Genomic DNA, 14,920 nt, shown 5'->3' on the forward strand with positions numbered 1-14,920 from the left:
TTACTTGACCGTCTTGAGGTGCTGTTCGAACGCGCTGAAGCCCGGGCGCACGTTGGACGGCAGGGTCTTGCGGGCGAATTCGAGGGCGATCTTCGGGTTGTAGCCGCGCAGGCAGGCCAGCAGGGCGGTCTTCACCGATTCGTAGATGCGCGCGTCCTGTTCGGCGCGGGCTTCCACGGCCGAGGCCAGCGGGCCGACGAAGCCGTAGGCCAGCAGGATGCCCAGGAAGGTGCCGACCAGTGCGCCGGCGACGTGCGCGCCGACTTCGGTGATCTCGCCGCCGATCGAGCCCATGGTGATCACGATGCCGAGCACCGCAGCGACGATGCCGAAGCCCGGCAGGCCGTCGGCGACCTTGTTGAGCACCGCGGCCGGCTGCATCGCCTCGCCGTGATGCTTCTCCAGCTCCATCTCCAGCAGCGGCTCCAGCTCATGCGGCTCGATGTTGCTGCCGATCATCAGGCGCAGGCAGTCGGTGATGAAGTCGACCAGGTGATGGTCGGCCTGCACCTTGGGGTAGTTGGCGAAGATGCTGCTCTCGGCCGGGCGCTCGACATGGTCTTCCAGCGCCATGAAGCCTTCGCGGCGGGCCTTGTTGAGCAGTTCGTAGAGCAGGCTGAGGACGTCGATGTAGTCCTGCTGCTTGTAGCGCGGGCCCTTGAACACGCCGACGGTGGCCTGCAGGGTCTGCTTCACGGTTTTGACCGGGGTGCCGACCAGGAACGCGCCCAGCGCGGCGCCGCCGATGATCACCAGTTCATAGGGCTGCCACAGCGCGCCGAGTTTGCCGTGCGCGCCCACATAACCGCCGAGCACGCTGAGGATGACGACGAGAAGTCCAACGATGATGAGCATGGGGCCGACGCGGGGAAGGGGATACCTCCATGTCGGCCCCTTCACACCATTTCTGAAGGGGGGCGTTCGACCAATGTCACACTTTTGAGCTGGCACGTGCGGGCCAAGCCACAGGCAGGCCCCAGGCGTGTGGACCGACCGGTCGTGTCTAGGCCGCCGCGCCGGCTTCGGCACCACCGCGCTGCAGGGGATCCGGATAGGCCTGCCCGTTGGGCGTGAACGACAGCGAGACCGAATTCAGACAGTGGCGCTCGTGGGTCGGCGGCGGGCCATCGGGGAACACATGGCCGAGATGGCTGTCACACCGCGCGCAGACGATTTCGGTGCGGACCATGCCATGGCTGGCGTCGCGGATCTCACGGACATGGGCCGGGTCGAAGGGCGCGAAGAAGCTCGGCCAGCCAGTGCCGGAGTCGAACTTGGTGCTGGAGCGGAACAGCGGCAGGCCGCACAAGCGGCAGCCGTAGACCCCGTCCTGCTTGTTGTCCAGGAACACCCCGCAGAACGGCGCCTCGGTGCCATGGTGCAGCAGCACGCGCTGCTCATCGGCGCTGAGCCCGGCCACCAGGGCCTGGCGCTGGGCGTCGGTGGGCGGGGAAAGGTCGAAAGCTGTCATAAACATTCCCTATTGATGTGGTACGTAGATTGAGCTGTTGCCTCTGGAGGTACAAGCCAGGGCGTTCATGGTGCTGATACCCGTGCAGGTGCATGGTGAAGGCCTGAACCGCCGCCGGGAGACCGCCATGTACCGCCCACGCCGCCTCGCCGCTGCCCTGCTGGTTCTGCTGCCGTTGACCGCGGCCGCGCAGATCGGCCCGCCGCCCAAGCCCACGGCGACGCGGCCGGTGGTCGCGCCGCAGCCGACGCCCACGCCGCTGCCCACTCCCGTCCAGCCGGCGCCGGTCGACAGCCTGTCCGGGCAGATGGCGCCGGTGAAGTCGTCCGCGCAGACCCAGCAGCAGCTGCGTACGCATCCGATCCAGAGCAAAGGGCCGTCGCAGCCCGCGCCGATGCAGGGGCCCGCAGCACAGGGCAAGGTCTACGACCGCCATGGCCGGATCATTCCCGGGGCCCGGCAGGTCAGCCCCAACCGGGTACTCGATACCCGCACCGGCCGTTACTACGATTCCATCCGCAGCGGCGACGGACAACAGATCAAGCCGTAAGCGACGGCCGTGGCCTGGGAGCAGGATGAATGGTTTACATCGCGGTGCCCGCAGTCATCCGCGTCAACGGGCGGCCTCACCGATTTTTCGCTTGTGATTAACCCGATCGGCGAGACCCTGTCCCCGCGCCGCAAACGCAGCGCATCCCCGAGGTTTTTCGAGAAGAGTGCAATCATGACTAACCAGCAGAACCGCAGTCCCGGCAAGACGCCGCAGGAGCAGCAGGGCAGTCAGCAGCAGAACCAGAAGCCCGGCCAGCAGGACCAGCAGCAGTGGGACCAGCAGAATCAGAAGGGCGGCAAGCAGCAGGACCAGAAGCATCCGGACCAGAAACAGCAGCGCTGATGCGCTTGACGCAATGAACGAAGGCGGTGCGCACCTGCGCGCCGCCTTTCTGCTTTAAACCGGCCCGCGCTCAATCCGGGATCGGCAGGGTCAGGGTTTCCTTGACCTCTTCCATGACGATGTAGCTCTTGGATTCACGTACGTGCGGCAGGGTCAGCAGCGTGCTGCCGAGCAGCTTGCGGTACGACGCCATCTCGCTGATCCGCGCCTTGAGCAGGTAATCGAAATCCCCCGAGACCAGATGGCATTCCAGCACGTTGGGCAGCTTCAACGCCGCCCGTCGGAACTCTTCGAAGATGTCGCCGGACTTGTAGGCCAGGCTGATCTCCACGAACACCAGCAGGCTGGCCTTGAGGTAGTGCGGATCGAGCTTGGCGTAGTAACCGGTGATCGCGCCATCGCGCTCGAGTCGGCGGACACGTTCGGTGCAGGGCGTGGTCGACAGGCCGACGCGCTCGCCCAGCTCGGTGAAGGAAATGCGGCCCTCGTCCTGCAGGATGCGCAGGATCTTGCGGTCGATCTTGTCCAGTTCGCGGGCACGCGCGGCCATCGGCGTCAGCCTCTCAAGGGTGTTGGCAGGACAATACCCTGCCTGCGGCTCTAAAAACAGGCGAATTGCTTGGTTGCGGCTGACTATACTTCCTCAATTATGGTCCCGGCGTGCTCCTGCGCAGGGAATGATCGGGTTGGAGAGGTGTCATGCGCGTTCTAGTCCTTGGCAGCGGTGTGATCGGCACGACCAGTGCCTGGTACCTGCGGCAGGCCGGGTTTGAAGTCACGGTCGTCGACCGCCAGCCCGGTCCGGCGCTGGAAACCAGTTTCGCCAACGCAGGCCAACTGTCGTTCGGCTATACCTCGCCGTGGGCCGCCCCGGGCGTGCCGCTCAAGGCGGTCAAATGGCTGTTCTCCGAACACGCGCCGCTGGCGATCCGCCCCGGCCTGGACTGGCACCAGTACCGCTGGCTGGCGCAGATGCTGCGCAACTGCACGCACGAGCGTTACGCGATCAACAAGGCGCGCATGGTGCGCATGTCCGAGTACAGCCGCGACTGCCTCAACGAACTGCGCCGCGAAACCGGCATCGAGTTCGAGGGCCGCGACCTGGGCACCACCCAGCTGTTCCGTACCCAGCAGCAGCTGGATGCCTCCGCGCAGGACATCGAGGTGCTGGCGCAGTACGGCGTGCCCTATCAGGTGCTCGACCGCGACGGCATCATCGCCCACGAACCGGCGCTGGCCGGCGTGGCCGACACGCTGGTCGGCGCGCTGCGCCTGCCGCGCGACCAGACCGGCGACTGCCAGCTGTTCACCCGCCGCCTGGCGCAGATGTGTGTCGATGCCGGGGTCGAATTCCGCTTCGACCAGGACATCGCCGGCCTGCAGAGCGACGGCGACCGCATCACCGGTGTGCGCATCGACGGCAAGCTGGAAACCGCCGATCACTACGTGGTCGCGCTGGGCAGCTATTCGCCGTCGCTGGTCGCGCCGCTGGGCATGCAGCTGCCGGTGTACCCGTTGAAGGGCTATTCGCTGACGCTGCCGATCACCGACCCGGCGATGGCCCCGACCTCGACCATCCTGGACGAAAGCTACAAGGTGGCCGTGACCCGCTTCGACGACCGCATCCGCGTGGGGGGCATGGCCGAAGTGGGCGGGTTCGACCTGTCCCTCTCGCCGCGCCGCCGTGCCACGCTGGAGAAGGTCGTGCGCGATCTGTACCCGCACGGCGGCGATCTGTCGCGCGCCGAGTTCTGGACCGGCCTGCGCCCGGCCACGCCGGATGGCACGCCGGTGGTCGGCGCCACGCCGTATCGCAACCTGTTCCTCAATACCGGCCACGGCACCCTGGGCTGGACCATGGCGTGCGGCTCCGGCCGCTACCTGGCCGACCTGATGGATGCCCGCCAGCCGCAGATCAGCACCGAAGGCCTGGATATCTTCCGTTACACCCACCACGCCGCGTCCGTTCGTCACCGTGAGTCGAGTTCATGCGCCCAGCCCGTGCGTTGATTGATCTGGAGGCGCTGCGCGGCAATTACCGGCTGGCACGCGAACTGGGCGGCGGCAAGGCCGTTGCCGTGATCAAGGCCGATGCCTACGGGCACGGTGCGGTGCGTTGCGCGCGCGCGCTGCAGGCCGAGGCCGATGCGTTCGGCGTGGCCTGCATCGAAGAAGCGCTGGAACTGCGCCAGGCCGGCATCACCGGCCCGATCCTGCTGCTGGAAGGCTTCTTCGATGCCGACGAACTGCCGTTGATCGTCGAACACGATCTGTGGTTCGCGGTCGGCGCGCCGTGGCAGGTCGAGGCGGTCGCCGCCTTCCAGACCACTGCCACGCTCACCGTGTGGTTGAAGCTGGACAGCGGCATGCACCGCCTGGGCCTGTGGCCGGACGAGTTCCGCGCCGCGCATGCCACGCTCAGCGCGCTGGCGCATGTCGGGCCGATGGTGCTGATGACCCACATGGCCCGTGCCGACGAACTGGACAGCCCGCGCACCCGCGAGCAGGCCGATGTGTTTGCCGCCGCCATCGAGGGTCTGGCCGGGCAGACCAGCCTGTGCAACTCGCCGGCGCTGCTGGGCTGGCCGGACGTGCGCAGCGACTGGGTGCGTCCGGGCCTGATGCTGTACGGGATCAACCCCATGCCCGCGCATACCGCGTTGACACAGCGCCTGCGCCCGGTCATGACCATGCGCTCGAGAATTTTCGCGGTGCGCGATATCGGTGTGGGCGAGCCGGTCGGCTACGGCGCGCGGTTCGTCGCGCAGCGGCCGACCCGGGTCGGCGTGGTCGCCCTGGGTTATGCCGATGGTTACCCGCAGTTCGCGCCGAACGGCACGCCCGTGCGTATCGATGACCAGCCTGGCATCGTGATCGGTCGGGTCTCGATGGACATGCTCACCGTCGACCTCACCCACCTGCCGCAGGCCGGTATCGGCAGTACGGTGACGCTGTGGGGCGATGCCCCGCGCATCGAGGCGCTGGCACCGCTGTGCGGCGTCAGTGCCTACCAGCTGCCGTGCGGCGTGAAGCGGGTCGTGCGCGAGTACGTGGGCGGCTGAGGGAGGGCTCAGGAACGGGCGGTGGCCTGGTTGCGCAGGTCACGCCGGATCCAGTCATCCAGCAGGCGCTTCTCGTAACGCAGCGGATCGGTGTCGCTCTGCCGGCCGATGTTGTGCAGGTAGCCGGTGTCCTGCAGCTTGCGCTCCCCTTCTGCGATCACCTGGCCCTGCGCATCCTTGAGGGTGTAGGTCAGCGACACGCGCGGCGGATAGATGTCGCGCATCACCCGGATGTCGTTGGAGCGCGGGCCGTGCCACGGCTCGTAATCGCCGGCGCGTTTGATGTCGGTAAACGTCACGTCCAGCGTCTGGCCAGGCTGCAGCTCCTTGCCGGCGGTGGTCTGGACGTACTTGGCCAGCTGCTGCACCCAGTCGCCGCGTTCGGCTTCGAAGCGGTTGTTGCTCTGGCGGATCTCGGTGAACTGCGCCGGGTCGGTCCAGGTCACCTGGACCGGGCCATCGGCCTGGAGCGCGCGCGGGGCCTGCGGGTCGGTCACGGTACGCGGGGCGGCGGAGGCACTGCCGATGAGCAGCAGGCCAGCCAGCGCGCCGGCGATCAGGGATGTGCGGTTCATGACAACTCCTGGGTCGCGATCACAAGTGGGATCAGGTGCCCAGTGTGATCCCGATCCGGGTGGCCCACAATGCAGGCGTGTATGCTCCGCCTCTGCGGTTGGCGCCAATTCACCCAGGCCCGCCCCCGACCCTCGGCGCTTGACGCTTGACGCTGCGAATACGCGCGTTGGCCGATCCTGTCCTCCTCTGTTTCGCCAGTTGCCTCATTGAAGCCCTTGCCCAGCCTGCCCACTTCGACGTTGGAACGCGCCTCTTTCCTGGCTTCATCGCCGGATCCGGCCCTGTATCGCACGGTACTTGAACGCCTGAATGCGGGGTTCTGCATCATCGAAGTGATCTTCGATGACGCGGGTGTCGGCGTTGACTACCGGTTCGTCGAGGTGAATGAGGCGTTTGCCCGTAACACCGGGCTCGACAACGCCTGCGGGCAGCGGATGAGCAGCCTGCAGCCCGGGCATGAGCAGGATTGGTACCGTGTCTATGGCGAGGTGGCACTGAGCGGCCAGGCCAGGCAGTTCGAGATGGAAGCACGCGCCTTGAACCGGTGGTACTCGGTCGAGGCGGTCAGCGTGGGCGAGCCCGGCGAGCATCTGGTGGCCGTGGTGTTCTTCGACATCACCAACCGCAAGCACATCGAAGTGGAGCTGGCCGAAAGCGAGGCGCGTTTCAGCGCGCTGGCCGATGGCCTGCCGATGCCGGTCTGGGTGCTGGATGAGCGCGGCCACTCGCGCTTCGTCAACAGCGCCTTCAGTGAATTCTTCGGTGGCGATGAGCAGCGCGTGCCGGATGATGTCTGGCGTGGGCTGGTGCATCCCGATGATGCCTCGGTGTTCGATTACGAACTGCAGGAAGCGCTGAAGTCGCAGCGCTCCATGCATGCGCTGGTCCGCGGCCGCCGCGCCGACGGCCAGTGGCGCTGGCTGGAAATGAATGCGCGTCCGCGCTTTTCGCGGATGGGCCGTTTCATCGGCCTGGCCGGCAGCAGTCCGGACGTGACCGAGCGCCGCGAGATCGAAATGGCGCGCGAGGAACTGCTGCAGTCCGAGCGTGCCGCACGCAGCGCTGCCGAAAACATGGCGCGCCTGAAGGATGAGTTCCTGGCCACGCTGTCGCACGAGCTGCGCACGCCGTTGACCACCATCCTGGGCTGGAGCGAACTGCTGCTGCAGCGCATCGACAACACCAGCCCGATGTACAAGGGTCTGGGCGTGATCGCCAACAGTGCGATGGCGCAGAAACGCCTGATCTCGGACATGCTGGACCTGAGCAGCATGCTGCTGGGCAAGGTCCAGCTGGAAGTGGAGATGCTGGATCTGCGTGCGCAGCTGGAAGAAGCGATGCGCGCGCAGGAGCTGGTCGCCGAAGGCAAAGCGCTGTCGATGGAACTGGTGATGCCCGACGAGCCGTGCCTGGTGCTCGGCGATGCAACGCGCCTGCAGCAGGTGCTGTGGAACCTGCTCTCCAACGCGATCAAATTCACCCCCGCCGAAGGGCGCGTGATCCTGACCCTGGCTGCCGACGGCGGGCAGTGGTCGATCACCGTGACCGACTCCGGCGACGGTATCGCACCGGAATTCCTGCGCCATCTGTTCAGCCGCTTCCGCCAGGCCGACGGCACCACCACGCGCCGCCACGGCGGGTTGGGGCTGGGGCTGGCGATCGTGCAGCAGCTGGTCGAACTGCATGGCGGCGTGGTCGCGGCCAGCAGCGAGGGCCACGGGCAGGGGGCGAGCTTCAACGTGCGCCTGCCGCGCTATCAGCCGCAGGCCGACGGCCGTCCACTCCGCGAAGTGTTCAGTGGCCCGATCACCGAACAGATCATCGAACCGTATCCGCTCAAGGGCCTGCACCTGCTGGCCGTGGAAGACCAGCCCGAAGTGCTGGAGTACCTGCGGCGGCTGCTGGAGGAACAGGGTGCCTCGGTCACCACGGCCTCCTCGGCCGGGGAAGCGCTGGCCCTGCTCAACGAGAACGGGCATGCGGGCATCGACGCGCTGCTGACCGACATCGGCATGCCGGGCATGGATGGCTACGGGCTGGTCCGCACGCTGCGCGACAACATGGGGGTCGAACCCGACGCGCTGCCCGCCGTGGCGGTGACCGCGCTGGCGCGTGCCGACGATCGCAAGCGCGCGCTCGCCTCGGGCTTCCAGGAACACGTGGCCAAGCCGTATTCGGTGGCCCAGCTGGTGGCCGCTGTGCGCGGTGTGCTCGGCGGCCGCTGAGCGTCCGCCGTTGGCGGTGTGTTGACGCCGCCAACGGCACACTGAGGCGTACGCCACAGGAGTTGCCATGTCCCGTTACGCCCCCCGCATCCACACCGATCCGGCCGCCATCGCGGCCCTGGAAGCGCTGCTGCCGCAGCTGCATGGCCAGACCCAGGTCGAACTCACGCTTGACGATGGCAGCCGCCTGCTCGGTACCGTGGCCGTGCAGCCGACGCTGCAGCAGTACCGCGACGCCGACGAGAACGAAGGCAGCAATGGCCAGCTGCGGCTGGACGATCTGGACACCCCGGTGCAGCAGCACGTGGTGTGGCTGGACCAGATCACGGCCATCCGGCCGCTGCCCTACCGCGAGTGATCGCGGTGGGCAGGCGCGCCGCCAGAGACGGGCTCAGTGGATGAATTCGCTGGGTTCGGCCTCGAAACGGCGCGCGTAGGCCCGCTCATCGGCGATCCGGGCCACTTCTTCATCGGCCAGGTCCGGGGCCCCATAGACCGCATAGGCCACGCTGCCGTCGGCCGTTTTGCCGACCTGGTGGAGCCGGTAGCGCGAATGGCCGCCGCCGGTGTCTTCGGGGTAATGCACCGGTGGTTGGCTGCCCTCCATGTCCATCTCGCTGTTGTCGACTACGCCACCGACGAACAATGCACGCATGCGCCATCTCCACGGGAAGTGAGGCTCCACCCTGCCGGTTTGGATGTTGTCAGCGCATCAACAGGACGTTGGATAAACGCAAATCCGGGTGGGGCGGAGCGAACCGGTAGAATGGCGGCCTCTTTCAAGATGTGCCCCCCGCATGGCTGCCCAGCACGACGCTCCCCTGGAAACCCTGTTCCTGCCGTTCGCCAGTGGCGTGCTGTCCTGGCCGGCCGGCCCCGTGCTGTTCCTGCGCGCCCGCGATGGCGCCCCGCTGCGCGAGCACGCCCAGCCGGCCCAGCTGGTCTGCGAGCAGAGCTTCCGCCCGTTCGCCGATGCGCTGGAAGCCAGTGGCTGGACGGTGCGCGACGAACAGCAGCTGGCCACCGATGCCACCCGCTACGCGGTGGTGCTGGTGCTGCCGCCGCGCCAGCGTGAGGAAGCCAAGGCCCTGTTCGCCCGCGCGCTGGCCCTGGCCGCCCCGGGCGGCATCGTGGTGGCCTGCCAGCACAACAACGAAGGGGCGCGCTCCGGCGAAGGCGACCTCCAGCAGCTGGCCGGCCTGGGCGGCAAGCTGACCAAGAACCACTGCCGCGCGTACTGGACCGCCCCGCTCAACGGCCAGCACGACGCCGCGCTGGCACAGCGCTGGGCGTCGCTGGACGCGCCGCGCGCGATCCTGGGCGGCCGCTTCCAGAGCCGTCCGGGCATCTTCGCCTGGGACCGCATCGACCCGGCCTCGGCCCTGCTGGTCGAGCAGCTGCCTGCCGATCTGGCCGGCCGTGGCGCCGACCTGGGCGCCGGCTTCGGCTATCTGTCCGCCGAAGTGCTGGCGCGCTGCCCGAACGTGACCGCGCTGGACCTGTACGAGGCCGAAGGCCGCGCGCTGGCGCTGGCCCGCGAGAACCTCGGCGCGCTCGGCAAACCGGCGGCGCTGGCCTACCACTGGCAGGACGTCACCGCCGGGATCGACGGCGAGTACGACTTCATCGTGACCAACCCGCCGTTCCACACCCCGTCCCGCGCCGACCGTCCCGACATCGGCCAGCGCTTCATCGCCGTGGCCGCGCAGGCGCTGCGCCCGGGCGGCCGGATGTGGCTGGTGGCCAACCGCCACCTGCCGTACGAGCAGATCCTCAACGAGAGCTTCGGCCAGGTCCGCGTGGCCGCCGAGCGCGATGGCTTCAAGCTGATCGAAGCGACCAAGGCCAGCAAGAACGCCACCCCGGTCCGGACGCCGCGCAGCACCGAGCCGAAGTGGGGCCGCGGAGGCCGCGCATGAAGCTGGTCAAGCTGTTGGCCAACCTCGGCTATGGCAGCCGCAAGCAGGTGCAGGGGATGTTCCGCGCCGGCCTGATCACCGATGCCGAGGGCGAGGTGCTGTACGCCGATGATGCGGTCGCGCATGAGGCGATCCGGGTCGAGGGCGAGCCGCTGGACCCGCCGCAGGGCCTGACCCTGCTGCTGCACAAGCCGCGCGGCTATACCTGCTCGACCAAGGACAAGGGCCGGCTGATCTACGACCTGCTGCCGCCGCGCTACCGCGACCGCGCGCCGGTGCTGTCCTCGGTGGGGCGGCTGGACCGCGATACCAGCGGGATGCTGCTGATGACCGACGACGGCGCGCTGCTGCACCGGATCGTGTCGCCGAAGTCGCGCCTGGACAAGGCCTACGAGGTCACCCTGGCCGAAGACCTGCGCGGCGATGAAACCGCGCGCTTCGCCAGCGGCACGCTGCTGCTGGAATCCGACGACAAACCGCTGCTCCCGGCCGAGCTGCACGTCAACGGCCCGCGCCAGGCCCAGCTGGTGCTGCATGAAGGCCGCTACCATCAGGCCCGCCGCATGTTCGCCGCGGTCGGCAACCACGTCGAGGCACTGCACCGCAGCCGCATTGGCGGGCTGTCGCTGGGCGGGCTGCCGGAAGGTGAGTGGCGCAGGCTGGATGCGGCCGATCTCGAGACGCTGTTCAACGTCCCATGACCGCCTTCGCCGCGCTGCCGTTCCTGCCCGACGCCGTCATCTTCGACATGGACGGCCTGATGATCGACAGCGAGCGGGTCTCGGTCGCGTGCTGGTCGCAGGCGGCGCAGGAACTCGCGCTGCCGTTCCCGGAGGGGTTCTGGCTGCGCATGGTGGGCCTGGGCGATCGCGATTGCGAACGCCTGCTGCTGCAGACGGTGGATGCCGGGCAGGTCGCTGCGTTGTCCGCGCGCTGTCATGCGCTGTACGAGGCGCGCACGCAGCAGGGGCTGCCGCTGCGTCCGGGTATCCTGGAGATCCTGCAGCTGCTGCACGAGCACGGCCTTCCGCGTGCGGTGGCGACCTCGACGCGGCAGCCGCGTGCCTCGCGCAAGCTGGCGGCGGCCGGGCTGCTGCCGTTTTTCGAGGTGGTGGTGACCAGCAGCGACGTCTCGCATCCCAAGCCGGCCCCGGACATCTACCTGCTGGCGGCGCAGAAGCTGGGCAAGGACCCGGCGCGCTGCCTGGCGCTGGAGGATTCCCCGGCCGGCATCCGCGCGGCGGTGGGCGCGGGCATGACCGCGATCCAGGTGCCGGACCTGGTGCATCCGGACGAGGAACTGCGCGCGCTGGGGCATCGCATCGTCGGTTCGTTGCTGGATGCGCGGCAGTTGCTGGTGCCGTTGTTGCCGGTGACCGGCGCGCGGTAACGTCCCGCGGGGCTCGGCTCGCCGATACACCGGCATTGATCGGGTTCACCATGAAAAAGCCCGGCACATGGCCGGGCTTTTTCGTGTACTTCGCCGCTGCAATCAGATCCGGCTGAACACCAGCGCCGCATTCGTGCCGCCAAAGCCGAAGCTGTTGGACATCACGGTGTTCAGCTGTGCCGGCTGGGTCTGCTGCACGATCGGGAAGCCTTCCACCAGCGGATCCAGCTCGCCGATGTTGGCCGAGCCGGCGATGAAGCCGTCGCGCATCATCAGCAGGCAGTAGATCGCTTCGTGCACGCTTGCCGCGCCCAGCGAGTGGCCGGACAGCGCCTTGGTCGAGGACAGCGGCGGAATGCTCTCGCCGAACACTTCACGCACGGCCTTCAGCTCGGTGACGTCGCCCAGCGGGGTCGAGGTGCCGTGCGTGTTGAGATAGTCGATCGGCGCGGTGATGTGCTCCATCGCCATGTTCATGCAGCGCACCGCGCCTTCACCGGACGGGGCGACCATGTCGGCACCATCGGAGGTGACGCCGTAACCGACCAGCTCGGCATGGATGCGCGCGCCACGGGCCACGGCGTGGTCGTAGTCTTCCAGCACCAGCATGCCGCCGCCACCGGCGATGACGAAGCCGTCGCGGTCCTTGTCGTACGGGCGCGAGGCCGACGCGGGGGTCTCGTTGAAACGGGTCGACAGCGCGCCCATCGCATCGAACATCACGCTCATCGACCAGTGCAGGTCTTCACCGCCCCCGGCGAACATCACATCCTGCGCGCCATGACGGATCAGGTCCGCGGCGGCGCCGATGCAATGCGCCGAGGTGGCGCAGGCGGCCGACAGCGAATAGCTCAGGCCCTTGATCTGGAATGCGGTGGCCAGGCAGGCCGATACGGTGGAGCACATCGTGCGCGGCACCATGTACGGGCCGACCTTGCGCACGCCACGCGCACGCAGGATGTCGGCCGATTCCACCTGCCACTGGCTGGAGCCGCCGCCGGAGCCGGCGATCAGGCCGGTACGCGGGTTGGCGACCTGTGCTTCATCCATGCCGGCGTCGGCGATGGCGTCGCGCATGGCGATGTAGGCGTAGGCCGAGGCATCGCTCATGAAGCGCTTCACCTTGCGGTCGATCTGCGCGTCCAGGTCCAGCTCGATGTTGCCGCCCACGTGGCTGCGCAGGCCGGCTTCGGCGTGATCGGGCAGGTGGCGGATGCCGGCGCGGCCTTCACGCAGTGCCGAGGACACGGTGTCCAGATCGTTGCCCAGGCACGAGGTGATGCCCATTCCGGTAATGACGACGCGACGCATCAGAAGTTCTCAGTGGAAGTGAACAGACCTACACGCAGGTCCTTGGCAGAATAGATTTCGCGACCGTCCACCAGCATGCGGGCATCGGACTGTGCCATCACCAGCTTGCGGTTGATGACGCGCGAGATGTCGATTTCGTAGGTGACGCGCTTGGCGCTCGGCAGCACCTGGCCGGTGAATTTGACTTCGCCGCAGCCCAGGGCGCGGCCACGGCCGGGCGCACCGATCCAGGTCAGGAAGAAGCCGGTCAGCTGCCACATGGCATCCAGGCCGAGGCAACCGGGCATGACCGGGTCGCCGAGGAAGTGACAGTCGAAGAACCACAGGTCAGGGCGGATATCCAGTTCCGCGCGTACCATGCCTTTGCCATGGGGACCGCCGTCCTCGCGGATGTCGGTGATGCGATCGAACATCAGCATCGGATCATTGGGCAGGCGGCCGCTGCCCGGGCCGAACAGTTCACCGCGGGCGCTGGCCAGCAGCTGGTCGCGCGAGAACGCGTTGAGACGAGTCATGGAAAACGCAATCCTGAAGAAGTTGTCATCGGGGTGAGCCGACCACAGGTCGACTGCTCTTGCATGAAGCAAGTGCTCAAGAGTGCATGAGGAAAAGTGATTCAATCAAACGTTTTAACCGTACGCCGCCGTAGTGTTTTCAGGTTCAAAAACGCATGTCCTTGTTATCCAACAACCATACTGCGGCGTGTGGCTGTAATCTTGTTCATCTGAATCCGAGTGCCGACGCCCGTGTCCCGCCCCCGCAAGATCATTCACGTCGACATGGACGCGTTTTACGCGTCCGTGGAGCAGCGTGACGACCCTTCCTTGCGGGGCAAGCCGGTGGTGGTGGCGTGGCGGGGAATGCGCTCGGTCGTCTGCGCGGCATCCTACGAGGCACGGGTGTTCGGGGTGCGTTCGGCGATGCCGGCGGTGCGCGCAGAGCGGCTGTGTCCGGATGCGGTATTCGTGCCGCCGGATTTCGTCCGCTACAAGGCGGTCTCACGCCAGGTGCGCGAGATTTTCCTGCGGCATACGGACCTGGTGGAGCCGCTGTCGCTGGATGAGGCGTATCTGGATGTGACCGAGCACAAGGGCGGAATGACGGTGGCGACGGAGATCGCGCAGATCATCCGTGCGCAGATCCGCGAGGAGACGCAGTTGACGGCCTCGGCGGGGATCGCGCCGAACAAGTTCCTGGCGAAGATCGCGTCGGATTGGCGCAAGCCGGACGGTCAGTTCGTGGTGCCGCCGCATCGTATCGAGCAGTTCCTGACGCCGCTGCCGGTGAACCGTGTGCCGGGCGTGGGCAAGGTGATGGCGGCGAAGTTGGCGGAGCTGGGCGTGGCCACGGTGGGCGATCTGCGTACGCTGCCGCTGGAGGAACTGGAGGCGCGGTTCGGGACGTTCGGGGGACGGTTGTTCAATCGTGCGCGCGGCGTGGATGAGCGGCCGGTGGAGCCGGATCAGCCGGTGCAGTCGATTTCGTCGGAGGATACGTTCGCGGAGGATCTGTTGCTGGAGGATCTGGCGCCGGCGATCGTGCAGTTGGCGGAGAAGACCTGGCAGGCGACGCGGAAGACGGACCGGGTGGGGCACACGGTGGTGTTGAAGTTGAAGACGTCGCAGTTCCGGATCATTACGCGCAGTTTTACGCCGGAGTCGCCGCCGGATTCGTTGGAGGAGCTGCGGGAGATTGCGCTGGGGTTGCGGGCGCGGGTGGAGTTGCCGTTGGAGACGCGGTATCGGTTGGTGGGGGTGGGGTTGGGGGGATTCCGGGAGCGGGAGGTGGTGCGCCAGCCGGGGTTGTTTGATCACCTCGGTGATGTGTAGCTGGGCGGTATTCGTCCGCGTTTTTTGCCGTTTTTCTTGAGCTGTCTAAGTGTTGACGGCGACAGCAACATCAAGATCAAGATCAAGATCAACTGCTAAGGCGCTGGTATCTGCGTGGTGAGGGCTTGGGACGACGCGGGTGGGGTATCGGGACCCGCCGCAAGTACGTCCATGTAGCAACTGTGTTGTTGGAGGGACTTCGGCCCCTCCAGCAGACGGGCGCGGTAGTGCCGGCCGCTGGC

Annotated in this window: 17 protein-coding genes; 10 read left to right on the forward strand and 7 right to left on the reverse strand. The window is 67.2% G+C overall.

Going from position 1 to position 14,920, the window contains the following annotated elements:
* Both motA and msrB read right to left on the reverse strand, forming a co-directional pair.
* Entirely contained in the window at nt 1-855 is an 855-nt protein-coding gene (gene motA, locus HDC96_RS17750) for a flagellar motor stator protein MotA (RefSeq protein WP_176990637.1), read from the reverse strand.
* Between the two features lie 148 nt (nt 856-1,003).
* A complete protein-coding gene (gene msrB, locus HDC96_RS17755) occupies nt 1,004-1,471 on the reverse strand; it encodes a peptide-methionine (R)-S-oxide reductase MsrB (protein ID WP_176990638.1) in 468 nt (155 codons plus the stop codon).
* 127 nt (nt 1,472-1,598) lie between these two features.
* Here msrB and HDC96_RS17760 point away from each other — a divergent pair, with 127 nt between their 5' ends.
* Entirely contained in the window at nt 1,599-2,021 is a 423-nt protein-coding gene (locus HDC96_RS17760) for a classical arabinogalactan protein 4 (protein WP_179461105.1), read from the forward strand.
* A gap of 174 nt (nt 2,022-2,195) precedes the next feature.
* Nucleotides 2,196-2,366: a lana protein gene (locus HDC96_RS17765; RefSeq protein WP_179461106.1), complete on the forward strand. Its 171-nt coding sequence runs from the start codon at nt 2,196-2,198 to the stop codon at nt 2,364-2,366.
* 70 nt (nt 2,367-2,436) lie between these two features.
* Here HDC96_RS17765 and HDC96_RS17770 read toward each other — a convergent pair whose 3' ends face one another.
* The gene (locus HDC96_RS17770; RefSeq protein WP_019185754.1) at nt 2,437-2,916 is read right to left on the reverse strand and encodes an Lrp/AsnC ligand binding domain-containing protein; all 480 of its coding nucleotides are present in this window, start codon (nt 2,914-2,916) and stop codon (nt 2,437-2,439) included.
* Nucleotides 2,917-3,065: 149 nt separating this feature from the next.
* Between HDC96_RS17770 and HDC96_RS17775 the strand changes: the two genes are divergently transcribed.
* Both HDC96_RS17775 and alr read left to right on the forward strand, forming a co-directional pair.
* Nucleotides 3,066-4,376: a D-amino acid dehydrogenase gene (locus HDC96_RS17775; RefSeq protein WP_179461107.1), complete on the forward strand. Its 1,311-nt coding sequence runs from the start codon at nt 3,066-3,068 to the stop codon at nt 4,374-4,376.
* Nucleotides 4,355-5,428: an alanine racemase gene (alr, locus tag HDC96_RS17780; RefSeq protein WP_179461108.1), complete on the forward strand. Its 1,074-nt coding sequence runs from the start codon at nt 4,355-4,357 to the stop codon at nt 5,426-5,428. Before HDC96_RS17775 ends, alr begins: the two co-directional genes overlap by 22 nt.
* 8 nt (nt 5,429-5,436) lie before the next feature.
* Here alr and HDC96_RS17785 read toward each other — a convergent pair whose 3' ends face one another.
* Nucleotides 5,437-6,003 carry a DUF3016 domain-containing protein gene (locus tag HDC96_RS17785; protein WP_179461109.1) on the reverse strand — a complete coding sequence of 189 codons (567 nt, stop codon included), beginning with the start codon at nt 6,001-6,003 and terminating at the stop codon, nt 5,437-5,439.
* A gap of 240 nt (nt 6,004-6,243) precedes the next feature.
* Here HDC96_RS17785 and HDC96_RS17790 point away from each other — a divergent pair, with 240 nt between their 5' ends.
* Both HDC96_RS17790 and HDC96_RS17795 read left to right on the forward strand, forming a co-directional pair.
* A complete protein-coding gene (locus HDC96_RS17790; protein WP_179461119.1) occupies nt 6,244-8,229 on the forward strand; it encodes an ATP-binding protein in 1,986 nt (661 codons plus the stop codon).
* Nucleotides 8,230-8,296: 67 nt separating this feature from the next.
* The gene (locus HDC96_RS17795; RefSeq protein ID WP_179461110.1) at nt 8,297-8,587 is read left to right on the forward strand and encodes a DUF3247 family protein; all 291 of its coding nucleotides are present in this window, start codon (nt 8,297-8,299) and stop codon (nt 8,585-8,587) included.
* Nucleotides 8,588-8,620: 33 nt separating this feature from the next.
* Here the strand turns inward: HDC96_RS17795 and HDC96_RS17800 are convergent, their stop codons facing one another.
* Nucleotides 8,621-8,884 carry a hypothetical protein gene (locus HDC96_RS17800; protein ID WP_123731285.1) on the reverse strand — a complete coding sequence of 88 codons (264 nt, stop codon included), beginning with the start codon at nt 8,882-8,884 and terminating at the stop codon, nt 8,621-8,623.
* 142 nt (nt 8,885-9,026) lie between these two features.
* On the opposite strand from HDC96_RS17800, the gene HDC96_RS17805 reads away from it, so the two are divergent.
* From HDC96_RS17805 to HDC96_RS17815, 3 genes are read left to right on the forward strand one after another with little or no spacing between them, the layout of a single operon-like run.
* Entirely contained in the window at nt 9,027-10,148 is a 1,122-nt protein-coding gene (locus HDC96_RS17805; protein WP_176990644.1) for a class I SAM-dependent methyltransferase, read from the forward strand.
* Complete coding sequence (locus HDC96_RS17810; protein WP_179461111.1) at nt 10,145-10,849, forward strand: pseudouridine synthase; 705 nt, start codon at nt 10,145-10,147, stop codon at nt 10,847-10,849. Before HDC96_RS17805 ends, HDC96_RS17810 begins: the two co-directional genes overlap by 4 nt.
* Complete coding sequence (locus HDC96_RS17815) at nt 10,846-11,538, forward strand: HAD family phosphatase (RefSeq protein WP_179461112.1); 693 nt, start codon at nt 10,846-10,848, stop codon at nt 11,536-11,538. The genes HDC96_RS17810 and HDC96_RS17815 overlap by 4 nt, the downstream gene beginning before the upstream one ends.
* Nucleotides 11,539-11,640: 102 nt before the next feature.
* On the opposite strand, the gene fabB is transcribed toward HDC96_RS17815, so the two are convergent.
* Both fabB and fabA read right to left on the reverse strand, forming a co-directional pair.
* Nucleotides 11,641-12,849 carry a beta-ketoacyl-ACP synthase I gene (gene fabB, locus HDC96_RS17820; RefSeq protein WP_179461113.1) on the reverse strand — a complete coding sequence of 403 codons (1,209 nt, stop codon included), beginning with the start codon at nt 12,847-12,849 and terminating at the stop codon, nt 11,641-11,643.
* On the reverse strand, nt 12,849-13,364 hold the full coding sequence (fabA, locus tag HDC96_RS17825) for a 3-hydroxyacyl-[acyl-carrier-protein] dehydratase FabA (protein WP_070471641.1): 516 nt from the start codon (nt 13,362-13,364) through the stop codon (nt 12,849-12,851). The genes fabB and fabA overlap by 1 nt, the downstream gene beginning before the upstream one ends.
* 231 nt (nt 13,365-13,595) lie before the next feature.
* On the opposite strand from fabA, the gene dinB reads away from it, so the two are divergent.
* A complete protein-coding gene (dinB, locus tag HDC96_RS17830) occupies nt 13,596-14,678 on the forward strand; it encodes a DNA polymerase IV (RefSeq protein WP_179461114.1) in 1,083 nt (360 codons plus the stop codon).
* Nucleotides 14,679-14,920: the final 242 nt, after the last annotated feature.

It is taken from the genome of Stenotrophomonas sp. JAI102, assembly GCF_013409105.1.
Classification (GTDB): Bacteria; Pseudomonadota; Gammaproteobacteria; order Xanthomonadales; family Xanthomonadaceae; genus Stenotrophomonas; species Stenotrophomonas maltophilia_AA.

Bases quoted from the DNA above. Each gene is read 5' to 3' on its own strand.
- HDC96_RS17800 (WP_123731285.1), bottom strand. From the start codon at position 8,884: ATGCGTGCATTGTTCGTCGGTGGCGTAGTCGACAACAGCGAGATGGAC.
- HDC96_RS17795 (WP_179461110.1), top strand. From the start codon at position 8,297: ATGTCCCGTTACGCCCCCCGCATCCACACCGATCCGGCCGCCATCGCG.
- HDC96_RS17770 (WP_019185754.1), bottom strand. From the start codon at position 2,916: ATGGCCGCGCGTGCCCGCGAACTGGACAAGATCGACCGCAAGATCCTG.
- alr (WP_179461108.1), top strand. From the start codon at position 4,355: ATGCGCCCAGCCCGTGCGTTGATTGATCTGGAGGCGCTGCGCGGCAAT.
- HDC96_RS17760 (WP_179461105.1), top strand. From the start codon at position 1,599: ATGTACCGCCCACGCCGCCTCGCCGCTGCCCTGCTGGTTCTGCTGCCG.
- msrB (WP_176990638.1), bottom strand. From the start codon at position 1,471: ATGACAGCTTTCGACCTTTCCCCGCCCACCGACGCCCAGCGCCAGGCC.
- fabB (WP_179461113.1), bottom strand. From the start codon at position 12,849: ATGCGTCGCGTCGTCATTACCGGAATGGGCATCACCTCGTGCCTGGGC.
- HDC96_RS17805 (WP_176990644.1), top strand. From the start codon at position 9,027: ATGGCTGCCCAGCACGACGCTCCCCTGGAAACCCTGTTCCTGCCGTTC.
- HDC96_RS17765 (WP_179461106.1), top strand. From the start codon at position 2,196: ATGACTAACCAGCAGAACCGCAGTCCCGGCAAGACGCCGCAGGAGCAG.
- motA (WP_176990637.1), bottom strand. From the start codon at position 855: ATGCTCATCATCGTTGGACTTCTCGTCGTCATCCTCAGCGTGCTCGGC.
- HDC96_RS17810 (WP_179461111.1), top strand. From the start codon at position 10,145: ATGAAGCTGGTCAAGCTGTTGGCCAACCTCGGCTATGGCAGCCGCAAG.
- HDC96_RS17815 (WP_179461112.1), top strand. From the start codon at position 10,846: ATGACCGCCTTCGCCGCGCTGCCGTTCCTGCCCGACGCCGTCATCTTC.
- fabA (WP_070471641.1), bottom strand. From the start codon at position 13,364: ATGACTCGTCTCAACGCGTTCTCGCGCGACCAGCTGCTGGCCAGCGCC.
- HDC96_RS17775 (WP_179461107.1), top strand. From the start codon at position 3,066: ATGCGCGTTCTAGTCCTTGGCAGCGGTGTGATCGGCACGACCAGTGCC.
- HDC96_RS17785 (WP_179461109.1), bottom strand. From the start codon at position 6,003: ATGAACCGCACATCCCTGATCGCCGGCGCGCTGGCTGGCCTGCTGCTC.